A 20,747-nucleotide genomic window follows, 5' to 3' on the forward strand; every position below is an offset into this window, starting at 1 on the left:
CGGCGCACGTACACAAGGAATCCTGAATGCCCAGTTCTGTGATCGACGCGATCGGCAACACGCCTCTGATCCGCCTCAATAAAGCTTCCGAAGAGACCGGCTGCGAGATCCTGGGCAAGGCCGAGTTCATGAATCCGGGCCAGTCGGTCAAGGATCGCGCCGGGCTGTTCATCATCCGCGATGCCGAACAACGTGGCCTGTTGAAGCCGGGCGGTGTCATCGTCGAGGGGACGGCCGGCAACACCGGCATCGGGTTGACGCTCGTCGCCAAGGCACTCGGGTATCGCACGGTCATCGTCATCCCGGATACGCAGAGCCAGGAAAAGAAGGACACGATCAGGCTGCTCGGCGCCGAACTGATCGAAGTGCCCGCCGTGCCTTACAAGAACCCCAACAATTATGTGAAGCTGTCGGGGCGGCTGGCCGAGCAGATGGCAAGAACCGAGCCGAACGGCGCCATCTGGGCCAATCAGTTCGACAATATCGCCAACCGCGATGGCCATATCCGTACCACGGCCGAGGAAATCTGGGCCCAGACCGGCGGCAAGGTCGACGGTTTCGTCTCGGCGGTGGGTTCGGGCGGAACGCTGGCCGGTGTCGGGCTCGGTTTGAGGGCCAAGAGCAAGAACGTCAAGATTGCGCTCGCCGATCCTCTCGGCGCCGCCCTCTACAGTTTCTACACCAGCGGCGAATTAAAGTCCGAGGGCAGTTCGATCACCGAAGGCATCGGGCAGGGGCGCATCACCGCCAATCTCGAAGGCTTCACGCCTGACTTCTCCTACCAGATTAAGGATGAGGACGCGCTGCCGATCGTCTTCGACCTGATCCAGGAGGAAGGCCTGTGCGTCGGCGGCTCGACCGGCATCAACATTGCCGGCGCGATGCGGCTGGCCAGGGAATTGGGCCCGGGCCACACCATCGTGACGATCCTCTGCGACTACGGCACGCGCTATCAGTCGAAGCTGTTCAACCCGGAATTCCTGCGCGACAAGAAGCTGCCTGTGCCGGGCTGGATGGAACTGCAGAGCAATATCTCGGTGCCGTTCGAAAAGGTCGCGTGATGGCGCACAAGACAGAAGCGCTGTTTCGCGACGATGCCTATCTCAGGACGGCTGACGCCACGGTCGTCGCCATCAATGAGCGCGGCGGCATCATCCTCGACCGGACGATCTTTTATGCCACTTCTGGCGGCCAGCCGGGCGATAGCGGCACGTTGGAGTGTGCCGACGGCAGCCGCATCGAGATCGCCGCCACGATTACAGGCGAAACCAAGGACGAGATCATCCATGTGCCGGCGCCGGAGCAGGCGGCACTGGCCGTTGGCGAGCGGGTGAAGCTGGCAATCTTGTGGGAGCGTCGGCATTTGTTGATGCGCATGCACGCTGCCTGCCACCTGCTCACCGTCGTCTGTCCATTCCCGATCACCGGTGCGGCGGTTTCCGAGGACGACAGCCGTGTCGATTTCGACATTCCGGACGCCAGCTTCACCAAGGAAGATGTGACTGCCGGCATGATGGACCTGGTGAGGGCTGATCATCCCATCTTCACCAGGTTGATCAGCGACGAGGAATTGGCCGCCAATCCCGGCCTGGTGAAATCCAAGAATGTCCGACCGCCCGTTGGCACGGGCAATATCCGCCTCGTCTGCATCGGCGAAAGCGCCTCGGTGGACAGCCAGCCCTGCGGTGGCACGCATGTGAAGAGCACCGGCGAAATCGGCGAGATCCACATCGGCAAGATCGAGAAGAAAGGCCGGGAGAACAGGCGCTTCCGCATCCGCTTCGGCCCCATGCCGGCGAACTGAACAGACAGGAGAGAAAATGGCCGAAGACAGTCCTTTCACCGTCGACGCCGACTGGCTGCAGGAGCGCTTGGGCCAGCCGGGCCTGACGATCATAGATGCCTCCTGGTATCTGCCGGCGCAAAAACGCGACGCGCGCGCCGAGTATGATGCTGCCCATATTCCAGGCGCCCGTTTCCTGGACCAGGATGCCGTTTCGGATCCCGACGCCGCCATGCCGCATACGCTGGCATCGCCGCAGCATTTCGCCCAGTATGTCGGCTCAATGGGCGTTTCGGCCGATGACACCATCGTCGTTTATGATGGCCCGGGTTTCTTCTCGGCGCCCCGGGCATGGTGGATGTTCCGCATCATGGGCGTCTTCCAGACCTATATTCTGGACGGCGGTTTCGACAGATGGAAGGCGTCCGACCGGCCGGTAACAGCCGAGCCGACCAAGATCGCGCCAAGCGTCTTTCATGCTGATTTCGATGCCGGTCGCGTCGTCGGTTTGGCCGACATGCGCCGGATCGTCGATACGAAAGCAAGCCAGATTGCCGACGCCCGGGGACCGGGCCGCTTTACCGGTGCCGAGCCCGAGCCCCGCGCTGGCATCCGCTCCGGCCATATGCCGGGCGCACGCAACATCCCTTATTCGGCGCTTTCCGAAAACGGCAGGCTGCTGCCGAAAGACCGTTTGCGCAAGGTGATAGAGGACGCCGGTATCGACCTGTCCAAACCAGTGGTCACATCCTGCGGCTCCGGCATCACCGCCGCGGTGGTCACGCTGGCGCTGGAGACGCTTGGCCATACCGACAACAGGCTTTATGACGGCTCATGGACCGAGTGGGGCGGGCTGTCCGATACGCCGGTCGTGACCGGCCCAGCGACGACCGGCAAGGAATGAATTGATGGAAAACGGCGTGCTGCAGGATATTGAAGTGACGGTGACTTTTCTGGAGATGCATGCCCCACAGGCCGCCTCGCCACCGGTGCCCTACAACCGCCAGGTCGCACTGCTGAAGACCAGGGATATTCCCTTGCATTTCTACCGCTACCTGATGGACCGGGTGGGGCGCAAATGGCACTGGGTGAATGTTCTAAGGCTGAATGACGACGAGCTGTCGGCCGGAATCCACCGCGAGGATCGCGACATCAGGGTGCTCTATCTCGACGGTTCGCCGGCAGGCTTCTTCGACCTCAAGCCGCATCTGCCCGAGGAAGTCGAACTCGCCTATTTCGGCATGATGGAACACGCCACCGGGCAAGGCATCGGCCGCTGGTTCCTTGGCTCGGCGATTGCGGCGGCGTGGTCGTATGGGCCGAAACGGGTGACGGTGCAGACCTGCACGCTCGACCACCCCGCAGCGCTGCCGCTCTACCAGAAGCTCGGTTTCAAGCCGGTCGCTCAGAAGAAAGAGGTCGTGCATCCCCTGCCTTTCGCCGAGCGCTCGGCCAGCGTCATGCGGCCGTAACTCCAGCCGGAATCTGAACCGCCGCTTCGACGATTTCATCAAATGATTTGTCGCACTGATTAGCCGGCTTATGTCTGAAGATGCCGGTGATCCCATCGAAGGTCACATCGGATCGGTTCCCGGATGCTTGGCGGGAATCGGGTGGGAAGCCCTGTCGTGAGCGGGTAGTTTCCGGTCGATAGCACCGGAGATCTTGCCATGACCATCCAGTTCACAGCTCTGCCGACCGAAGATGTAAGGGCCCTGCAGCGCGGCGGCCCCGATGCCTATGGCCAGACGCCCGAGCGGAAAATCTCCGACGGTGATGGCATGCCTTGCCGGCATTGCCTTAGGAATATCGCCGCCGGGGATGTCTACCTAATCCTCGCCTACCGGCCATTTCCGAACCCTCAGCCCTACGCTGAAACAGGGCCGATCTTCCTGCATGCCCAGGAGTGCGAGCGTGCCGCCGGGGCAGGGCTGCCGCCGGAGATTCTCGATAGCCCGGACTATATCGTGCGCGGCTATGGCAGCGATGATCGTATCGTCTACGGTAGCGGTGGCGTCATCCCGACCCAAGCAATTGCCGCACGAGCCGAGACCTTGCTCGAGCGTGAAGACATTGCCTATGTGCATGTCCGCTCGGCGCGCAACAATTGCTACCAGTGCCGTATCGAGCGCGCATGAGATGCAACGATTACCGATAGAAAGCTTCTGTCGCACTGCTGTCGCATGGACGCGCTAGAAAGCCGTTGTCGATCGATTGGCCGACCGCGGATGAACCGGCGGCAAATCTCGATATCGAGGAAGCGGGGCTTTGGCTCCGCTTTTTTGTTGCCTGCACCGATCGCTCAAGTAAAAACCCGCCGGTTTGAGCCGGCGGGGACTGAAGGAAGCTTTCGGGTGTATTAAGCTGCCAGTACTGCCTTCGGCTCGACCAGTTCATAGCCGAGCGCTTCGGCGACCGCGCGGTTGGTGATCTTGCCCTTGTGGACGTTGAGGCCGTTGCGCAGGTGATGGTCGTCGACCAGGGCCTTCAGGCCCTTGTCGGCGAGCTGCAGGCCATAGTGCAGCGTTGCGTTATTCAGCGCATGGGCCGAAGTGACCGGCACCGCACCAGGCATGTTGGCGACGCAGTAGTGGATGACACCATCGACCTCGTAGGTGGGTTCGGCATGGGTGGTCGCGTGCGAGGTCTCGAAGCAGCCGCCTTGGTCGATGGCGACATCGACCAGTACCGAGCCCTTTTTCATGCCGGACAGCATTTCGCGGGTGACGAGCTTCGGCGCGGCGGCGCCCGGGATGAGCACGGCGCCGACGACGATGTCGGCCGAGAAGCATTCTTCCTCGAGCGCCTCGACGGTCGAGTAACGGGTGTGGACCCGGCCGGCGAAGAGGTCGTCGAGCTGGCGCAGACGCGGGATCGAGCGGTCGATGATGGTGACATCTGCGCCAAGGCCGGCGGCCATGCGGGCCGCGTGGAGGCCAACAACGCCGCCGCCGAGCACGGTGACCTTGCCGGGCAGGACGCCGGGCACGCCGCCGAGCAGCACGCCGCGGCCGCCATTGGCCTTCTGCAGCGCCGTGGCGCCGGCCTGGATCGACAGGCGGCCAGCGACTTCCGACATCGGCGCCAGAAGCGGCAGCCCGCCACGATCGTCGGTCACGGTTTCATAGGCAATCGCGGTGACGCCCGAAGCGAGCAGGCCCTCGGTCTGTTCCGGATCCGGGGCCAGGTGGAGATAGGTGTAGAGGATCTGGCCTTCGCGCAGCTGTACCCACTCATTGGGCTGCGGCTCCTTGACCTTGACGATCATGTCCGACTTGGCGAACACGTCGGCGGCCGTCTTGGCGATGGTGGCGCCGGCGGCGCGATAGGCATTGTCATCGGCGCCGATACCGGCGCCCGCGCCGGCCTCGACCAGAACTTCATGGCCATGGGCGACATATTCGCGGACCGAGCCGGGCGTGAGGCCGACACGGTATTCGTGGTTCTTGATTTCCTTGGGGCAGCCGACGCGCATTTTCTTCTCCTGATCCGGGCCCTTTTTGGGCTCACTCCCTGTATGGACGCAGTGAACCATGAATCGGCGCGCAGGTGTTTGCGAATGCGCTTGCAGGAGCGCGCGTCCTTCGATAATCGTTGCGAAAAATGTACCGATATTCGCAGGAATCACGAAGAATGCCGCTCGACAGGATTGATATCGCCATTCTGGAGACATTGCAGAAGGATGGCCGGATGCCGAACGCGGCCCTTGCCGAAAAGGTCGGCCTGTCGCAGTCGGCCTGTTCGCGCCGGCTCGACAATCTGGAAAAATCCGGAACCATTCGCGGCTACCACGCCCGGCTGTCCAATGCAGCCCTTGGCCACCAGATGACGGCGATCGTCCACATATCGCTCTCCGGCCAGTTCGAGAAGACGCTGTCGGACTTCGAAGCGGCGATCAAACGCTGTCCGAACGTACTGTCGTGCCACCTGATGTCGGGCGAGTACGATTATATCCTGAGGATCGCGGCCAAGGATCTCGTCGACTACGAGCGCATCCACAAGGAATGGTTGTCGGCGATGCCGCATGTAACGAAGATCAATTCGTCCTTCGCCTTGCGTGAAATCGTCGACCGAACGGCCATGGGGTTGAAGCCGGAAATGGCTTAGAGCCCGATCGAAACCTCGTTCCTATGGTCATCTGAAGGCGTTTTCTGCGCTTCCGGTGCTCATGGACCCAAATGTCCGCTGCGCTCCGGTTCTCGAAACACCTCCATATGACTCACATGAACAAGCTTCGAAACGGGCTCTAACTTACGCCGTGGCAGCCTCCGTCACGATCCGGTCCATGGGGATGTCGTGCCACTGCGGATAGATGGTGGCGATGCGCTGCAATTCGTAGCCGACGCCGATGACCAGTGGCTTGAACGACATGGCGGCCAGCGTGCGGTCGAAGAAGCCGCCGCCATAGCCCAGCCGATAGCTTGCCGGATCAATGCCGACAATGGGCGAGATAACGATGTCCGGAAGCACCGGATCGCCTTCGGCCGGGATCGGGATGTTCCACACACCTTTCTCCAGCCGGTCGCCCGGTTTGTAGGCGCGAAAGATCAACGGCCGACCCTTTTCGACGACGATGGGTAACGCGGTGCGGCCGCCGTGCGCGTTGATCGACGCCATCCATGGCCGCAGATCCGGCTCGCCGCGAAACGGCCAGTAGAGGCTGACCATCCGGCCTCCTATGCCACCGATCACGGCGTCGAGGCCTTCCGCGATGCGTTGCGACATTGCCGTTCGCGCATCGGCGGAAACGGCAAGGCGCGCCGCGATCAGACGCTCACGCTCGGCCTTCCGCCAGCGCCTGACGTCGGTCCAGTCGCTGAGCGGTGGCTGGAACGCTGGATCGAGCTCATGCATGAAGCAGGGCGGCGAGGCATACTGTGCCGGCCCTTGTTCGTCATGATCTTTAGCCATGCTTCACCTCATCTCGCGTTCGATGACGCTATACCTCGCGATACGATACAACATGTGCATTCACGACATGGCACGACGAGTCTCGGGCACTGTCCTGCCATTGTTGCATTGCACAAAAATACCTACATCTAGGGAGGCAATCTTGCCCATCAAGGGTGAATGAAATGAGCGATGCCAGACACCATGTCGTCGTCGTCGGTGCCGGGTTCGGTGGCCTTGAAGTCACCCGCGCTCTGGCCGGTGTACCAGTGCGCATCACCATGATCGACAAGCGCAACCATCATCTGTTCCAGCCGCTGCTCTATCAGGTGGCAACCACGGCGCTGGCGACCTCGGAGGTTGCCTGGCCGATCCGCCATCTCCTGCGCAAGCGCAAGGATGTGACCACGCTGCTGGCCAATGTCACGGGAGTCGACCAGGCCGGCAAACGTGTTTTGCTCGACGATGGCAGCACCGTCGCCTACGACACGCTGGTGCTCGCCACCGGCGCGCGCCACGCCTATTTCGGTCATGACGAATGGGAGCCTTTCGCACCGGGCCTGAAGACATTGGAGGACGCCACCACCATTCGGCGCCGCATTCTTCTGGCCTTCGAGCAGGCGGAGCGGGAACCCGACCCCGCCAGGCGCCAGGCGCTGCTGACCATTGCCATCGTCGGCGGCGGGCCGACCGGCGTCGAACTTGCCGGAACCATTGCCGAACTGGCGCATGACACGCTGCGCGGCGAATTCCGCAACATCGATACGCGCCAGACGCGCGTGGTGCTGATCGAGGCCGGCGACCGCATTCTGGCCAATTTCGCGCCGACGCTCTCCGACTATGCCGGGAAGGCGCTGGAACGGCTTGGTGTTGTGGTCGAGCTTGGCCGGGCCGTCACGCGCTGCGATGCCGAAGGCGTGGTTTTTGGCGACACGGTTCTGCCGGCACGCACGATCCTGTGGGCAGCCGGCGTTGCCGCTTCGCCCGCCGCCGAATGGCTGGGAGCGAAGGCGGACCGAGCCGGCAGGGTATTGGTCGCGTCTGATCTCAGTGTGCCCGGCAGCCCGGAAATTTTTGTCATCGGCGACGCAGCACTTGTGCTGCGGCCCGACGGACGGCCGGTGCCCGGCGTGGCACCTTCCGCCAAGCAGGAGGGACGGCATGTTGCCGCGACCGTCAAGGCCAGGCTCGCCGGCGACACGAGCCCGCGGCCTTTCCATTACAAGCATGCCGGTGATCTGGCGACGATCGGCAAGCGCGCGGCCGCGATCGATTTCGGCAGGATCAAGCTGACCGGCTGGCTCGCCTGGTGGCTCTGGGGCATCGCCCATATCTATTTCCTGATCGGTTTCCGCAACCGGCTTGCGGTTTCGCTGAGCTGGCTATGGATCTACGTCACAGGCCAGCGCAGCGCCCGGCTGATCACCCAGGGCGACGACGACAAGAGCTGACTTTCTTCACCGCGCTTTTCATCCGGCCGTCATTTGTAGCTGATGGATTGGCGTGCCGATGCGCGCGACTTCTTGAGTGGACTTGAGCCGGTTTCAGCGCGAAGTTCGCTTCGGGGCAGGGCTTGTCAGGTCGTCGAAGTAAGGAGAAAACATGTCGCAACTGCTCCATCCCGTCTCTCGCCGTGGTCTCCTTGCGGGGGCCGCTGCCACAGGGGCGCTGATCATGCTTCATCCCTTCTCCGCCCGTGCGCAGGCCAACCAGGCGCATCTGAGAATCATGGAAACCACCGATATCCATGTGAACGTGCTGCCCTATGATTACTACGCCGACAAAGCCAATGACACGATGGGCCTGTCGCGCACGGCGTCCCTGATCGACGCCGTGCGCAAGGAAGCCGCGAATTCGATGCTGATCGACAACGGCGACCTTTTGCAGGGCAATCCGATGGGCGACTACATCGCCTATGAGAAGGGCCTGAAGGAGGGCGATCTCCATCCGATCATGAAAGGCATGAACCTGCTCGGCTATGAGTGTTCGACACTTGGCAACCACGAATTCAACTACGGCCTGTCCTTTCTGGACAAGGTACTGGCCGGCGCCAATTTCCCGTTCGTCTGCGCCAATCTGATCCGGGGCACCGAGCTTGCCGCCAACCCGCGCGACGACAAGCTCTACCTCAAGCCCTACATAATCCTGGACAAGAAGATCAAGGACGGGTCAGGCGCGGAACAGCCGATCAGGATCGGCATCATCGGTTTCGTACCGCCGCAGATCATGATCTGGGACCTCAAGAATCTCGAAGGCAACGTCAAGACGCGCGACATCGTCGAGGCGGCGAAGGCCTGGGTGCCGCAGATGAAGGAGGAGGGTGCCGATATCGTCATCGCGCTCTCCCATTCCGGCATCGACGTCAAACAGGGTGACATGATGGAGAACGCCTCGTTCTTCGTCGCCGGCGTTGAAGGCATCGACGCGGTCTTCACCGGCCACCAGCACCTGGTCTTCCCCGGCAAGAAGGATTTCCAGGCGCTAGAGGGCGTTGACGCACAGAAGGGGACGCTGCAAGGCAAACCCGCCGTCATGGGCGGTTTCTGGGGCTCGCATATGGGCCTGATTGACCTGATGCTGGAACGCGACGGGTCGAAGTGGAAAGTGGTCTCGGCCACATCGGAGGCGCGGCCGATCTTCGAGCGTGTCGACAACAAGAACAAGCCGACCGTCCCGGACGACAAGCGCATCATTGCCGCTGTCGAGCAGGACCACGAGGCGACGCTCGCCTATGTGCGCCGCCCTGTCGGCAAGACCTCGGCTCCGCTCTATTCCTATTTCGCGCTGGTGGCCGATGATCCGTCGGTGCAAATCGTCAACCAGGCGCAAAGCTGGTATCTGAAAGATATCCTGAAGAGCACCCAGTGGAAGGACGTGCCGATGTTGTCGGCGGCGGCGCCCTTCAAGGCTGGCGGGCGCAGCGGCGCCGACTACTACACCGACGTGCCGGTGGGCGACATCGCAATCAAGAACGTCGCCGACCTCTATCTCTATCCGAACACGGTTCGCGCGGTTGAGATCACGGGTGCGCAGGTGAAGGAATGGCTGGAGATGTCGGCCGGCATCTTCAAGAAGATCGAGGCAGGCAAGGCTGACCAGCCGCTGATCGACCCTGAATTCCCCTCCTACAATTTCGATGTCATCGATGGCGTCAGCTACAGGATAGACCTGTCGCAGCCGCCGAAATACGATTCGAAGGGCGGCGTCGCCAATGCCGGTTCCAATCGAATTGTCGACCTGAAATTCGACGGCAAGCCGATTGATCCAGCAGCGAAATTCATCGTTGCGACCAACAACTATCGTGCCGGCGGCGGTGGCAACTTTCCCGACATCAATGCCTCGAAGATCATCTACGAGGCGCCTGACACCAACCGCGACGTCATCGTCCGCTACGTCATCAGCCAAGGCACCATCAACCCGACGGCGGATGGCAACTGGTCGTTCGCGCCGTTGCCGGGAGCCAGCGTCGTCTTCGAGACAGGCGTCAAGGCAAAGGACTTCATTGCCGATGTGAAGTCGCTGAGGATCGAGCCTGCCGGCGAGGGCGAAGCTGGTTTTGCCAGATATCGAATTCTTCTCTGATAAGGTCGTCAAAGCCGGATGCGGTCAGTCCTGGCCGCATCTCCAAGGCCTCCAGTCAGCTCTTTGGAGGGGTGGCGGCGCGGATCGCCCTTGATCACCGGCATGACAAGATCCAGCGCATCCGAGGAAAAGCCGCTGTCAGCCTGGCCAGCCTTAGGCCTTGTAGACCACCTGGCGCACGTCGATATAGCTGGTGCGGAAACCGGCCTCGCAATAATGCAGGTAGAATTCCCAGAGCTTCTTGAAACGATCGTCGAAGCCGAGCGGCACGATCTTTTCCCACGATCCCCGGAAACGCTGGCGCCATTCGGCAAGCGTGCGGGCATAGTCCTCGGGGAAAACGCGTTCGCGTAGATGGGCAAGGCCGTGCGTCGCGCCAAGCGACTTCAAGATGGACGGCGTCGGCAGCATGCCGCCCGGGAAGACGTAGCGCTGGATGAAATCCGGCCTGGCGCGGTAGGTGTCGTAGGCGGCTTCGTTGATGGTGATGATCTGCAGCCCCGCGGTGCCGTCGGGCTTCAGGCAAGCCTTCATCTTGGAGAAGAATACCGGCCAGTATTTCTCGCCGACAGCCTCGAACATCTCAATCGAGGCGATGCGATCGTAAGTGCCGGTTTCATCGCGGTAATCTTGCAGCTTGATGTCGACCTTGTCGGCAAGCCCGGCCTTGGCGATGCGCGCCTTGGCGAAATCGTGCTGCTCGCGGCTGATGGTCAATCCGGTAACCCGGCAGCCGATTTCGCGCGCCGCGAATTCGGCAAAGCCGCCCCAGCCGCAGCCGATCTCCAGCACATGATCCTTACCACTTATGCCCGTATCCCTGGCCAGCTCCCGGTATTTGGCGGCTTGGGCGCTCTCGAGATCGTTGGCGCCATTGGCATAAAGCGCCGAGGAATAGGTCATGCTCGGGTCGAGCCATTCCTTGTAGAAGGCGTTGCCGAGATCGTAATGCGCCGAGATATTGCGCTTCGACCCCGTGCGGGTGTTCTCGTTGAACCAGTGGCGGATGCGCTGGACCGTGTTGATGAGCCAGCTGGCGCCGCCCGCGACGCGTTCGCCGATCGCCGAGTTGACCACGAACAGTTCGAGGAAGCTGGTGACGTCAGGGCTTTCCCAATCGCCGTCCATATAGGATTCGGCAACGCCGATCGTGCCGCCGGAAAAGGCGCGGCCTGGCAGACGCCAGTTCTTAAGCACGAGTTCGGCGTCGGGACCCGGCGCCTTGCCGCCGACGAGAACGGCGCGGCCGTCCGGCATCCTGACCTTCAGCGATCCGCGCGGCAGGCTCATGGCCGCCGACAGCACCATGCGCGCCTTGGCCGGCAGGCCCTTGACGATCTCGGCGAAATTGAATTCATCGAGCCTGACCGCTTCGCTCGGCACTATGCCGTGATGTTCCCCGTGTCCCATTCCATGCCCCTGGATCTCCGTGGCGTCGGCGCAATTGCCGAGCTACGGTTCCCTTGGATTATCCGCCGGGTTCGAACGCCCTTGCCTCGACCGGTAGCTTGCGGATCCGGCGACAGGCGGGCTCGAACGAAAGCGCGCCCCTTAGCCAGAGCTTCAGCGCTTCCAGTGAATGCCTGCCACAATCTTCCACGTCATGAGGGGGAACTTCAAGAGGCATGCCGAAAGCTGGACCGTGCCACGCGGCGCCCGGCATCTGACGCCTTGCGTAAGGTCGCTGCAGCCCAATCAAAAACGCCTATGGCAGCAGCAGCGCTAGTGCGATAGCTTTAGCCATGCGTTATGTAATTGTCATTGCCGCCATCGCGTTCTTCCTGATCTGGGACGGCCTCTACAATCAGGGCCGGTATCTCGACGTCACGGTCAGGGAGGTTTCCCATGCGGTGCGCTACGTCACCGGCAAGACCTAGACATCCCCTTCAAATTGGCAGCTGAGGTCCAGCACCGATCGAGGCGCGTCGCAAGGACGTGTGGCGCCATGACCGGTTGACGCGAAGGGACCGCCGTCACAAAAGACCCCGACATTCAGATCGAGGAGGCGGGATTGATCCGGCATATCGTTTTCTTCAGCGCACGGCGCAAGGAAGATGTGGAAGCAGTTCGCACCGGGCTGCTGGCGCTCGGCGATATTCCTCATTCCAGCCTTTTCGAGGTCACGTTGAACACCAAGGTCGACCCGCTGTCGGATGAAGTTGATGTCGTCGTCTACGCGGAATTCGCCGATGACGCGGCGCTGGCCGCCTACAAGGCGCACCCGCTCTATGCGCAGACCACCAGCAACGTCAAACCAATGCGCGAACTGCGCTATTCCGCTGATGTCGTGGCCGGAAGCTGATCCAGCGCTTGCTCCAGAAGGTGCCGTTCGCGGCGCCCCGTGAAATAACCGGCAGCACGTGAAGGCCGCCGGGAAGGTTGATGGCCTTCCGCCAGGCCCGCAATTCGTCCAGCGCGACGTGCCGCCGCCGGCGATCAAGGTCTTGAACCGATCTTCCGAATGATGCACATCGCGCTTCCATGACCTCATCAGGCATTCATCCGCTCGATCATCTGGTTTTGCCGACACAGAGCCTCGATGCCGCGCGCGCCCGGCTCGACGCGCTTGGCTTCGTCGTCGCTCCGACCGGCATCCATCCCTTTGGCACGGAAAACTGCTGTGTTTTCGTTGCCGACGGCACCTATCTGGAGCCGCTTGCGATTGGCAGTGAACAGGCTGCGACAGAGGCGGCTGCCGAGGGCAATGTCTTCGTTGCGCGCGACCGCCTTTATCGCGAAAGCCATGGCAACGAGGGATTTTCCGCGGTGGTTCTTGGCACGGACAATGCCGATGGCGACCATGAACGCTATGTCAAAGCCGGCCTGTCGGCGGGAGACACGCTGAGCTTCTCGCGAACCTTCACCGACGCGGCGGGCAAAAGCGATACGGCATCGTTCAAGCTCGCCTTTGCTGCGGCTCACGGCCAAACGGACGCATTTCTTTTTACCTGCCAGCGCATCAATGCGCCGAAAGTGGACCGCGCAGCATTGCAGGCTCACCCCAACGGCGTCGACGGAATTGTCGAGGTGATTGCAATCAGCGGCGGCGCCCCAGCCGAGCAGCACCGGCTGATTTCAGTGGCGGTCAACGACCCGTCCGCCGATACGCAAGGCGGCGCTTTTCATCTGCCGAACGCGATCTTGACCGTCCTGGACGCCGCCTCTTTCACGGCGCGCTTTGGAATGCCGGCCGGGGCGCCATCAGAATTGCGCTTCGCCGCCGTGGGTTTTTCGATCCGCGACATTGACGCCGCCGCAAGCCTGCTTGCGGCCAATGCCATCGAACACGATATGTCGGGCAATGACGTCATCGTGCGGCCGGCACCGGGGCAGGGCGCGGCTTTCATCTTTCGGGAGATCCAATGAGCAACCCCCTGGCGCCCAATTCGTCGGTAACCGTCGGCAATGTCGTCTTCGACAATGCGGGGCCCCTCGCGCTGATCGCCGGCCCGTGCCAGTTCGAATCGCGCCAGCACGCCTTCGATATGGCCGGTGCGCTGAGGGAACTGACCGGCAGGCTCGGCATCGGCCTCGTCTACAAGACGAGCTATGACAAGGCCAACCGCACCTCGCTGTCGGCAACGCGTGGTGCCGGCATGGACGCCGCGCTTCCCGTTTTCGACGAATTGCGCAAGGAATTCTCGCTGCCCGTGCTGACCGATGTCCACACCGAGGAGCAGTGCGCGATTGTTGCTCCGCATGTCGATGTGCTGCAGATACCGGCTTTCCTGTCGCGCCAGACCGATATGCTGGTCGCCGCCGCAAGGACGGGCAAGGTCATCAATGTCAAGAAGGGGCAATTCCTCGCGCCTTGGGACATGAAGAACGTGGTCGCCAAGATCACCAGTTCCGGCAATGCCAATGTGCTGACCACCGAGCGTGGCGCTTCTTTCGGCTACAACACACTGGTGTCGGATATGCGCGCTCTGCCTGTCATGGCCGAGATCGGCGCCCCGGTGGTCTTCGACGCCACCCATTCGGTGCAGCAGCCGGGCGGGCAGGGCGGGTCGTCTGGCGGGGAGCGCCGCTTTGTCGAGACGCTGGCCCGCGCGGCCGTTGCCGTCGGCGTTGCGGGCGTCTTTATCGAGACCCATCAGGACCCCGACAATTCGACCTCTTCCGATGGTCCCAACATGGTGCCGCTGAAAGACATGCCGGCACTGCTGGAAAGGCTGATGGCCTTCGACAGGATCGCAAAGGGCTGAAAAGCCACCGCCTTGTAGCGAACAAGCCCCGGTTATACGCTTTGTCCTGCAAATGAGCGTTTTGGCAGGAGGAAGCCAATGTCTGTCGCCCGCGTCACCGAAATCACCTCGTCGTCCAGCAAGAGCTTTCAAGACGCCATCGAGCAGGGAATTGCGCGCGCCTCGAAGACCCTGAAGAACGTCGAGGGCGCCTGGATCCAGGACCAGAAGATCGTTGTCGAGGACGGCAAGATCACGGCCTATCGCGTCAACATGAAGGTGACTTTCATCCTCGCTGAGTGATCAGGCAGCCATGAAAAAGTCTGGAACTTTCGCCCGCGCCCCTCATTGTCAGGCAGAGATCAACGACAACGAGGAGTACGATAATGACAACCCAGACAGGCCACACCGAAGCCATTGCCGCTTCGCGAGTCATCGGCACTACCGTCTACAACACCCAAGGCGACAGCATCGGCAGCATCGAGGATGTCATGCTCGACAAGACGTCGAATGGCATCATGTTCGCGGTGATCGGTTTCGGTGGCTTTCTCGGCATTAGCGAGAAGTACCACGCCATTCCTTGGGCAAGCCTCGACTATGATGAGGCAAGAGGCGGCTATGTCGTACCCTTCACCAAGGAACAGCTGAAGGCAGCGCCTGCCCATTCGATCAACGAACTGGCCGGCGCGGATGGCGAGAGCGCGCGCGACGAGTCCTATCAGTATTACAAAGTCAGGCCCTATTGGCATTGACGCCACAATCGAAAAAGGGGGTCGTTTCGACGGCCCCCTTTTCGATTCAAGGCAACGCTACTCGCTGATGTGCGAAGCCGCCAAAGGCGCAAAGGCTTTTGGCGGTGACTGCTGATTGTCGCATGACGTCAGGAACGCCGCGGCGATCAGGAACAGACTGACGATACCGCTCAACTCAGACATGGCGAAACTCCTCCTGTTTCGCCCCGCGCGACAACATCCATAACCTGGAATGCGCGTGTGGTGGCATGACTTATGATGACAGAAACTTGCGCTTCGTGAATCGAGCGAACGGCAATATTCGGCCAGGGCCCGATTGCCTTTTGCGTCGCTTTGGCTAAGACGGGCGCGCCCCCTTTCTCCAGATCAATCGAGGACATCGCAATGACCGCCATCATCGATATTGTCGGGCGTGAAATCCTGGACAGCCGTGGAAATCCGACCGTCGAGGTCGATGTCGTTCTCGAAGACGGTTCGATGGGCCGTGCCGCTGTGCCGTCGGGCGCCTCGACCGGCGCCCACGAAGCCGTCGAACTTCGCGACGGCGGCGCCCGCTATCTCGGCAAGGGCGTGCTGAAGGCCGTCGAGGCGGTCAACGGCGAACTGTTCGAGGCGATCGGCGGCATGGAAGCCGAAAACCAGATCCATATCGATCAGACGATGATCGAGCTTGACGGCACGCCCAACAAGAGCCGGCTCGGCGCCAACGCCATTCTGGGCGTTTCGCTGGCCGTCGCGAAAGCCGCGGCCGATGCCGCCGGCCTGCCGCTCTATCGCTATGTCGGCGGCACCAAGGCGCATGTCCTGCCGGTGCCGATGATGAACATCATCAATGGCGGCGCGCATGCCGACAATCCGATCGACTTCCAGGAATTCATGATCCTGCCGGTCGGCGCGCCGACGCTGCGCGAAGGCGTGCGCTGGGGTTCGGAAATCTTCCACACGCTGCGCAAGAAGCTGAAAGATGCCGGCCACAACACCAATGTCGGTGACGAGGGCGGCTTCGCGCCGAACCTGAAGAGCGCGCCGGTGGCGCTCGACTTCATCATGGAATCGATCGAGAAGGCCGGATTCAAGCCGGGCGAAGAGATCGCGCTCGGCCTCGATTGCGCCGCGACCGAGTTCTTCAAGGACGGCAACTATGTCTATGAGGGCGAGAAGAAGACGCGCGACCCCAAGGCGCAGGCCAAGTACCTCGCCAAGCTCGCCGCCGATTATCCGATCATCTCGATCGAGGACGGCCTCGCCGAGGATGACTGGGAAGGCTGGAAATACCTGACCGACCTGATCGGCAAGAAGACGCAGCTTGTCGGCGACGATCTCTTCGTCACCAACACGGCGCGCCTGCGCGATGGCATCCGCATGGGTGTCGCCAACTCGATACTGGTCAAGGTCAACCAGATCGGCTCGCTGACCGAGACACTCGACGCGGTCGAGACCGCGCACAAGGCAGCCTACACGGCCGTCATGTCGCACCGTTCGGGCGAGACCGAGGATTCGACCATCGCCGATCTTGCCGTCGCCACCAATTGCGGACAGATCAAGACCGGCTCGCTGTCGCGCTCCGACCGCATGGCCAAATACAACCAGTTGATCCGCATCGAGGAAGAACTCGGCAAGCAGGCGCGTTACGCCGGCAAGTCGGTGATCAAGAGCTGATCCGGCCGCACATCGTCGATATGGAGAGGGCGGGACATCCCGCCCTTTTTCATTTCAGGCCGACTGGGCGGCCTCCCGTAACCGTCCGTTAAGCACAATCAGGTGAAAAAGGCTTCGAGCCGTCTGAGTTCGCGGCCACGGGGAATCGGTCATGTGGACACGTCAGCACAAGCAGAGAAACACCGGCCGGCTGATCATTCCCTCATTGTGCGTGGTGTTCCTGGCCTATTTCGGCTTTCATGCCTACCATGGTGAATTCGGCATCAATTCCAAATACAAGCTGGAGGCCGAGACGGTCGCGCTGCAGGGTCAGCTCGATGCGATCAAGGCGCGCAGGACGGAGCTCGAACGGCGCGTCAAGCTCATGCATGACGGCACGCTGGAGAAGGACATGCTCGACGAGCAGGCGCGCAAAGCGCTCAATCTATCCCAACCTGATGAGATCACCATCATGCTGCCGGTTTCGGCGAAGTAACCAATTTTCGGTTAATCAGCAATATTTTCAATGATTTTAACCGCTTAGGCGCATGCCAGCTATGCAATTTCGACATGGCGGAACGCCTTTCTACGTGTTAGCCTCCCATAAATCGAAGGGGAGGGCGATCTCCCCGGAGCAGGTTGACCTTGCTCCAGTGTCCGCAAAGAGACGCCAACAGGGAGTGATGCATGGCCAACGCAGCCAGAAAAGCGCCTGCCAAATCGAAATCCGACGGCAAATCCGGTCTGCCGGCACCCAAGCCTGCTGACTTCACCAAGGACGAAGAGCTTGCCGCCTACCGGCACATGCTGCTCATTCGCCGCTTCGAGGAAAAGGCCGGCCAGCTCTACGGCATGGGCTTCATTGGCGGCTTCTGCCACCTCTATATCGGCCAGGAAGCCGTGGTCACCGGCATGAAGATGGCGCTGATCGACGGCGACCAGATGATCACGGCCTATCGCGACCACGGCCACATGCTGGCGATGGAGCTTTCGCCGCGCGGTGTGATGGCCGAGCTGACCGGACGCCGCGGCGGCCTGTCCAGGGGCAAGGGCGGCTCCATGCACATGTTCTCCAAGGAGAAGCATTTCTATGGCGGTCACGGCATTGTCGGCGCGCAGGTGTCGCTCGGCACCGGCCTGGCCTTCGCGAACCGCTACCGCGACAACAACAATGTCTCGCTGACCTATTTCGGCGACGGCGCCGCCAACCAAGGTCAGGTCTATGAGAGCTTCAACATGGCCTCGCTGTGGAAGTTGCCGGTGATCTACATCATCGAGAACAACCGCTACGCCATGGGCACCTCGGTTTCGCGCTCATCGGCGGAAACCAATTTTTCGCATCGCGGCGCCTCGTTCAAGATTCCGGGCATCCAGGTCGACGGCATGGACGTACGTGCGGTGAAGGCGGCCGGCGATTTGGCTACCAAGTGGTGCCGTGCCGGCAACGGACCCATCATTCTCGAAATGCAGACCTACCGCTATCGCGGTCACTCGATGTCCGACCCGGCGAAATACCGCTCCAAGGAAGAAGTCCAGAAGATGCGCTCCGACCATGATCCCATCGAGCAGGTCAAGGCGCGGCTCATCGAGAAAAAGTGGGCAACCGAGGACGAACTCAAGACCGTCGACAAGGAGGTTCGCGACATTGTCGCCGACGCCGCCGAATTTGCCCAGCACGACGCCGAGCCGGATCCGTCCGAGCTCTGGACCGATATCGTATTGTAAGGGAGGGCCAGGACATGCCGATCGAAATTCTCATGCCCGCGCTCTCGCCGACCATGGAAGAGGGCAATCTTTCCAAATGGTTGAAGAACGAGGGGGACAAGGTCGTCGCCGGTGACGTGCTCGCCGAAATCGAAACCGACAAGGCGACGATGGAAGTCGAAGCCGTCGATGAAGGCACGTTGGGCAAGATCCTGATCGCCGCCGGCACCGAAGGCGTCAAGGTCAACACGCCGATCGCCGTTCTGCTGCAGGACGGCGAGAGCGCGGCCGATGTCGGCAAGTCCGCGGCTCCCGCCAAGGCGGAAGCACCGGCAAATGCGGAAGCGTCGGCCGAGGACAAGGCGGAGGTGGCAAAGCCAGCCGCCGCACCCGTCGCGGCCGCACCGAAAGCGGAAATCGCCGCCGATCCCGATATTCCTGCCGGCACCGAGATGGTCTCGACCACCGTGCGTGAAGCGCTGCGCGATGCCATGGCCGAGGAAATGCGCCGCGACGGCGATGTCTTCGTGATGGGCGAGGAAGTCGCGGAATACCAGGGCGCCTACAAGATCACGCAAGGCCTGTTGCAGGAATTCGGTCCGCGTCGCGTCGTCGACACGCCGATCACCGAACATGGTTTTGCCGGCGTTGGCGTCGGTGCGGCGATGGCGGGCCTGAAGCCGATCGTCGAGTTCATGACCTTCAACTTCGCCATGCAGGCGATCGACCAGATCATCAATTCGGCCGCCAAGACGCTCTATATGTCGGGCGGCCAGATGGGCGCTCCAATCGTGTTCCGTGGGCCGAACGGCGCCGCCGCCCGTGTCGCAGCACAGCACTCGCAGTGCTATGCCGCCTGGTACAGCCACATTCCGGGCTTGAAGGTCGTGATGCCATATACGGCGGCCGACGCCAAGGGCTTGCTCAAGGCGGCGATCCGCGATCCGAACCCGATTATCTTCCTCGAGAATGAGATCCTCTACGGCCAGTCTTTCGACGTGCCGAAGCTGGATGACTTCGTGCTGCCGATCGGCAAGGCGCGCATCCACAAGACAGGCAAGGATGTCACCATCGTCTCCTTCGGCATCGGCATGACCTATGCGGTCAAGGCTGAAGCCGAGCTGCGCGGCATGGGCATCGATGCCGAGATCATCGACCTCAGGACCATCCGTCCACTCGATCTCGACACCATCATCGCCTCGGTCAAGAAGACCAACCGGCTGGTCGTGGTCGAAGAAGGCTACCCGCAGAATTCGGTCGGCGACCATATCGCCAACCAGGTCTCGCAACGCGCCTTCGATTTCCTCGACGCGCCGGTCATCACCATTGCCGGCAAGGACGTGCCGATGCCCTATGCGGCCAACCTCGAAAAGCTGGCATTACCGAATGTCGGAGAGGTCATCGAGGCGGTTAAGGCAGTCACATATCGCTAGGGAGCAATGCGGATGCTGTCTTTTTGGACGTTGGCAGCCATCATTGGTCCCACTGTCGTGGTCGCATTTTTCGTGCGATCGATGACCGGGAAGTTCGATGCGGTTTTGTTGATGCTCAGCGGTGCCGCGTCGCTGGTTCTTGCCATTGTGGCAACTGCTTCCGCAAAGGTCGACCAGACCGGCAGCATGATGGTGCTCGAGATGGGCAAGGGCAGCTACCATTTCGGTGTCTTGCCACCCGTGTTCATTGTCGCCACGCTGACCGTCATGCGCGGCCTTTTCAAATTCATCCAGGAGTGAGCGATGCCTATCAACATCACCATGCCGGCCCTGTCGCCCACGATGGAAGAAGGCAATCTGTCAAAATGGCTGGTCAAGGAAGGCGACAAGGTTTCGCCGGGCGATGTCATCGCCGAGATCGAGACCGACAAGGCGACGATGGAGGTCGAGGCCGTCGATGAGGGTACGGTTGCCAAGCTCGTCGTGCCGGCCGGAACCGAAGGCGTCAAGGTCAACGCGCTGATCGCCGTGCTTGCCGCCGAAGGCGAGGATGCGGGCGCTGCCGCCAAAAGCGGTGGCGATGCCGCACCGGCGAAAGCCGAAGCGCCGAAGGCTGAAGCCGCCAAGGCTGAAGCGCCGCAGCCCGAGGCATCAAAGGCCGAGACACCAAAGACCGGGGCGTCGATGGCCGGGGCGTCGAAGGCCGAGCCTGCCTCGGCAGCTCCAGCCACTGCCGATGGTCATGCGGCTGGCGACCGCACCTTTGCATCGCCGCTCGCAC

24 protein-coding genes are annotated in these 20,747 nt (G+C 61.6%); 20 read left to right on the forward strand and 4 right to left on the reverse strand.

Annotated features, from left to right (window positions below):
- Positions 1 to 26: 26 nt before the first annotated feature.
- From O7A61_RS02830 to O7A61_RS02850, 5 genes are all read left to right on the forward strand, one after another.
- Positions 27 to 1,061 carry a cysteine synthase A gene (locus O7A61_RS02830; RefSeq protein WP_337128259.1) on the forward strand — a complete coding sequence of 345 codons (1,035 nt, stop codon included), beginning with the start codon at positions 27 to 29 and terminating at the stop codon, positions 1,059 to 1,061.
- Entirely contained in the window at positions 1,061 to 1,804 is a 744-nt protein-coding gene (locus O7A61_RS02835; RefSeq protein ID WP_337128260.1) for an alanyl-tRNA editing protein, read from the forward strand. The genes O7A61_RS02830 and O7A61_RS02835 overlap by 1 nt, the downstream gene beginning before the upstream one ends.
- Positions 1,805 to 1,820: 16 nt before the next feature.
- Positions 1,821 to 2,687, forward strand: coding sequence for a 3-mercaptopyruvate sulfurtransferase (gene sseA, locus O7A61_RS02840; protein WP_337128261.1), 867 nt, complete (start codon positions 1,821 to 1,823; stop codon positions 2,685 to 2,687).
- Positions 2,688 to 2,691: 4 nt separating this feature from the next.
- Positions 2,692 to 3,255 (forward strand): GNAT family N-acetyltransferase, encoded by a 564-nt coding sequence (locus tag O7A61_RS02845; RefSeq protein ID WP_027145601.1) that lies wholly within the window; start codon positions 2,692 to 2,694, stop codon positions 3,253 to 3,255.
- A gap of 198 nt (positions 3,256 to 3,453) precedes the next feature.
- Positions 3,454 to 3,921 carry a DUF1203 domain-containing protein gene (locus O7A61_RS02850; protein ID WP_337128262.1) on the forward strand — a complete coding sequence of 156 codons (468 nt, stop codon included), beginning with the start codon at positions 3,454 to 3,456 and terminating at the stop codon, positions 3,919 to 3,921.
- Between the two features lie 221 nt (positions 3,922 to 4,142).
- Here the strand turns inward: O7A61_RS02850 and ald are convergent, their stop codons facing one another.
- Positions 4,143 to 5,258, reverse strand: a complete 1,116-nt coding sequence (gene ald, locus O7A61_RS02855) for an alanine dehydrogenase (RefSeq protein ID WP_337128263.1) — start codon at positions 5,256 to 5,258, stop codon at positions 4,143 to 4,145.
- Between the two features lie 158 nt (positions 5,259 to 5,416).
- On the opposite strand from ald, the gene O7A61_RS02860 reads away from it, so the two are divergent.
- Positions 5,417 to 5,890: an Lrp/AsnC family transcriptional regulator gene (locus O7A61_RS02860; protein WP_015317948.1), complete on the forward strand. Its 474-nt coding sequence runs from the start codon at positions 5,417 to 5,419 to the stop codon at positions 5,888 to 5,890.
- A gap of 144 nt (positions 5,891 to 6,034) precedes the next feature.
- Here the strand turns inward: O7A61_RS02860 and O7A61_RS02865 are convergent, their stop codons facing one another.
- Positions 6,035 to 6,694: a 5-formyltetrahydrofolate cyclo-ligase gene (locus O7A61_RS02865; protein WP_337128264.1), complete on the reverse strand. Its 660-nt coding sequence runs from the start codon at positions 6,692 to 6,694 to the stop codon at positions 6,035 to 6,037.
- A gap of 164 nt (positions 6,695 to 6,858) precedes the next feature.
- Here O7A61_RS02865 and O7A61_RS02870 point away from each other — a divergent pair, with 164 nt between their 5' ends.
- Together O7A61_RS02870 and O7A61_RS02875 are read left to right on the forward strand one after the other, a co-directional pair.
- Positions 6,859 to 8,124, forward strand: coding sequence for an NAD(P)/FAD-dependent oxidoreductase (locus tag O7A61_RS02870; protein ID WP_337128265.1), 1,266 nt, complete (start codon positions 6,859 to 6,861; stop codon positions 8,122 to 8,124).
- Between the two features lie 151 nt (positions 8,125 to 8,275).
- Positions 8,276 to 10,255, forward strand: coding sequence for a bifunctional 2',3'-cyclic-nucleotide 2'-phosphodiesterase/3'-nucleotidase (locus O7A61_RS02875; protein ID WP_337128266.1), 1,980 nt, complete (start codon positions 8,276 to 8,278; stop codon positions 10,253 to 10,255).
- A 153-nt stretch (positions 10,256 to 10,408) separates the two neighbouring features.
- Here the strand turns inward: O7A61_RS02875 and O7A61_RS02880 are convergent, their stop codons facing one another.
- Positions 10,409 to 11,665 carry a cyclopropane-fatty-acyl-phospholipid synthase family protein gene (locus O7A61_RS02880; protein ID WP_337128267.1) on the reverse strand — a complete coding sequence of 419 codons (1,257 nt, stop codon included), beginning with the start codon at positions 11,663 to 11,665 and terminating at the stop codon, positions 10,409 to 10,411.
- Positions 11,666 to 11,997: 332 nt separating this feature from the next.
- On the opposite strand from O7A61_RS02880, the gene O7A61_RS02885 reads away from it, so the two are divergent.
- The 6 genes from O7A61_RS02885 to O7A61_RS02910 all read left to right on the forward strand — a co-directional run bounded on the left by O7A61_RS02885 (position 11,998) and on the right by O7A61_RS02910 (position 15,191).
- Entirely contained in the window at positions 11,998 to 12,132 is a 135-nt protein-coding gene (locus O7A61_RS02885; RefSeq protein WP_263489212.1) for a hypothetical protein, read from the forward strand.
- A 134-nt stretch (positions 12,133 to 12,266) separates the two neighbouring features.
- Entirely contained in the window at positions 12,267 to 12,557 is a 291-nt protein-coding gene (locus tag O7A61_RS02890) for a Dabb family protein (protein ID WP_027145608.1), read from the forward strand.
- 179 nt (positions 12,558 to 12,736) lie between these two features.
- Positions 12,737 to 13,621, forward strand: a complete 885-nt coding sequence (locus tag O7A61_RS02895; RefSeq protein WP_337128268.1) for a VOC family protein — start codon at positions 12,737 to 12,739, stop codon at positions 13,619 to 13,621.
- A complete protein-coding gene (kdsA, locus tag O7A61_RS02900; protein WP_337128269.1) occupies positions 13,618 to 14,460 on the forward strand; it encodes a 3-deoxy-8-phosphooctulonate synthase in 843 nt (280 codons plus the stop codon). Before O7A61_RS02895 ends, kdsA begins: the two co-directional genes overlap by 4 nt.
- 78 nt (positions 14,461 to 14,538) lie before the next feature.
- Positions 14,539 to 14,742 carry a dodecin family protein gene (locus O7A61_RS02905; protein WP_027145611.1) on the forward strand — a complete coding sequence of 68 codons (204 nt, stop codon included), beginning with the start codon at positions 14,539 to 14,541 and terminating at the stop codon, positions 14,740 to 14,742.
- 83 nt (positions 14,743 to 14,825) lie between these two features.
- Positions 14,826 to 15,191 carry a PRC-barrel domain-containing protein gene (locus tag O7A61_RS02910; protein ID WP_027145612.1) on the forward strand — a complete coding sequence of 122 codons (366 nt, stop codon included), beginning with the start codon at positions 14,826 to 14,828 and terminating at the stop codon, positions 15,189 to 15,191.
- A 57-nt stretch (positions 15,192 to 15,248) separates the two neighbouring features.
- On the opposite strand, the gene O7A61_RS02915 is transcribed toward O7A61_RS02910, so the two are convergent.
- Positions 15,249 to 15,374 (reverse strand): hypothetical protein, encoded by a 126-nt coding sequence (locus tag O7A61_RS02915; RefSeq protein WP_084636826.1) that lies wholly within the window; start codon positions 15,372 to 15,374, stop codon positions 15,249 to 15,251.
- A 201-nt stretch (positions 15,375 to 15,575) separates the two neighbouring features.
- Between O7A61_RS02915 and eno the strand changes: the two genes are divergently transcribed.
- From eno to O7A61_RS02945, 6 genes are all read left to right on the forward strand, one after another.
- Positions 15,576 to 16,850: a phosphopyruvate hydratase gene (gene eno / locus O7A61_RS02920; protein ID WP_337107138.1), complete on the forward strand. Its 1,275-nt coding sequence runs from the start codon at positions 15,576 to 15,578 to the stop codon at positions 16,848 to 16,850.
- A 151-nt stretch (positions 16,851 to 17,001) separates the two neighbouring features.
- Positions 17,002 to 17,325 (forward strand): FtsB family cell division protein, encoded by a 324-nt coding sequence (locus O7A61_RS02925; RefSeq protein ID WP_027146758.1) that lies wholly within the window; start codon positions 17,002 to 17,004, stop codon positions 17,323 to 17,325.
- Between the two features lie 191 nt (positions 17,326 to 17,516).
- Positions 17,517 to 18,554, forward strand: coding sequence for a pyruvate dehydrogenase (acetyl-transferring) E1 component subunit alpha (gene pdhA, locus O7A61_RS02930; protein WP_337128270.1), 1,038 nt, complete (start codon positions 17,517 to 17,519; stop codon positions 18,552 to 18,554).
- Between the two features lie 14 nt (positions 18,555 to 18,568).
- Positions 18,569 to 19,966 carry a pyruvate dehydrogenase complex E1 component subunit beta gene (locus tag O7A61_RS02935; protein WP_337128271.1) on the forward strand — a complete coding sequence of 466 codons (1,398 nt, stop codon included), beginning with the start codon at positions 18,569 to 18,571 and terminating at the stop codon, positions 19,964 to 19,966.
- A gap of 12 nt (positions 19,967 to 19,978) precedes the next feature.
- Positions 19,979 to 20,266: a hypothetical protein gene (locus tag O7A61_RS02940; protein ID WP_337107134.1), complete on the forward strand. Its 288-nt coding sequence runs from the start codon at positions 19,979 to 19,981 to the stop codon at positions 20,264 to 20,266.
- Positions 20,267 to 20,269: 3 nt separating this feature from the next.
- Positions 20,270 to 20,747 (forward strand): biotin/lipoyl-containing protein (locus O7A61_RS02945; RefSeq protein WP_337128272.1); only part of this gene is annotated, 478 nt, incomplete at its 3' end.

The sequence above is a fragment of the Mesorhizobium sp. Cs1321R2N1 genome, from assembly GCF_037179725.1.
Taxonomy (GTDB): domain Bacteria; phylum Pseudomonadota; class Alphaproteobacteria; order Rhizobiales; family Rhizobiaceae; genus Mesorhizobium; species Mesorhizobium salmacidum.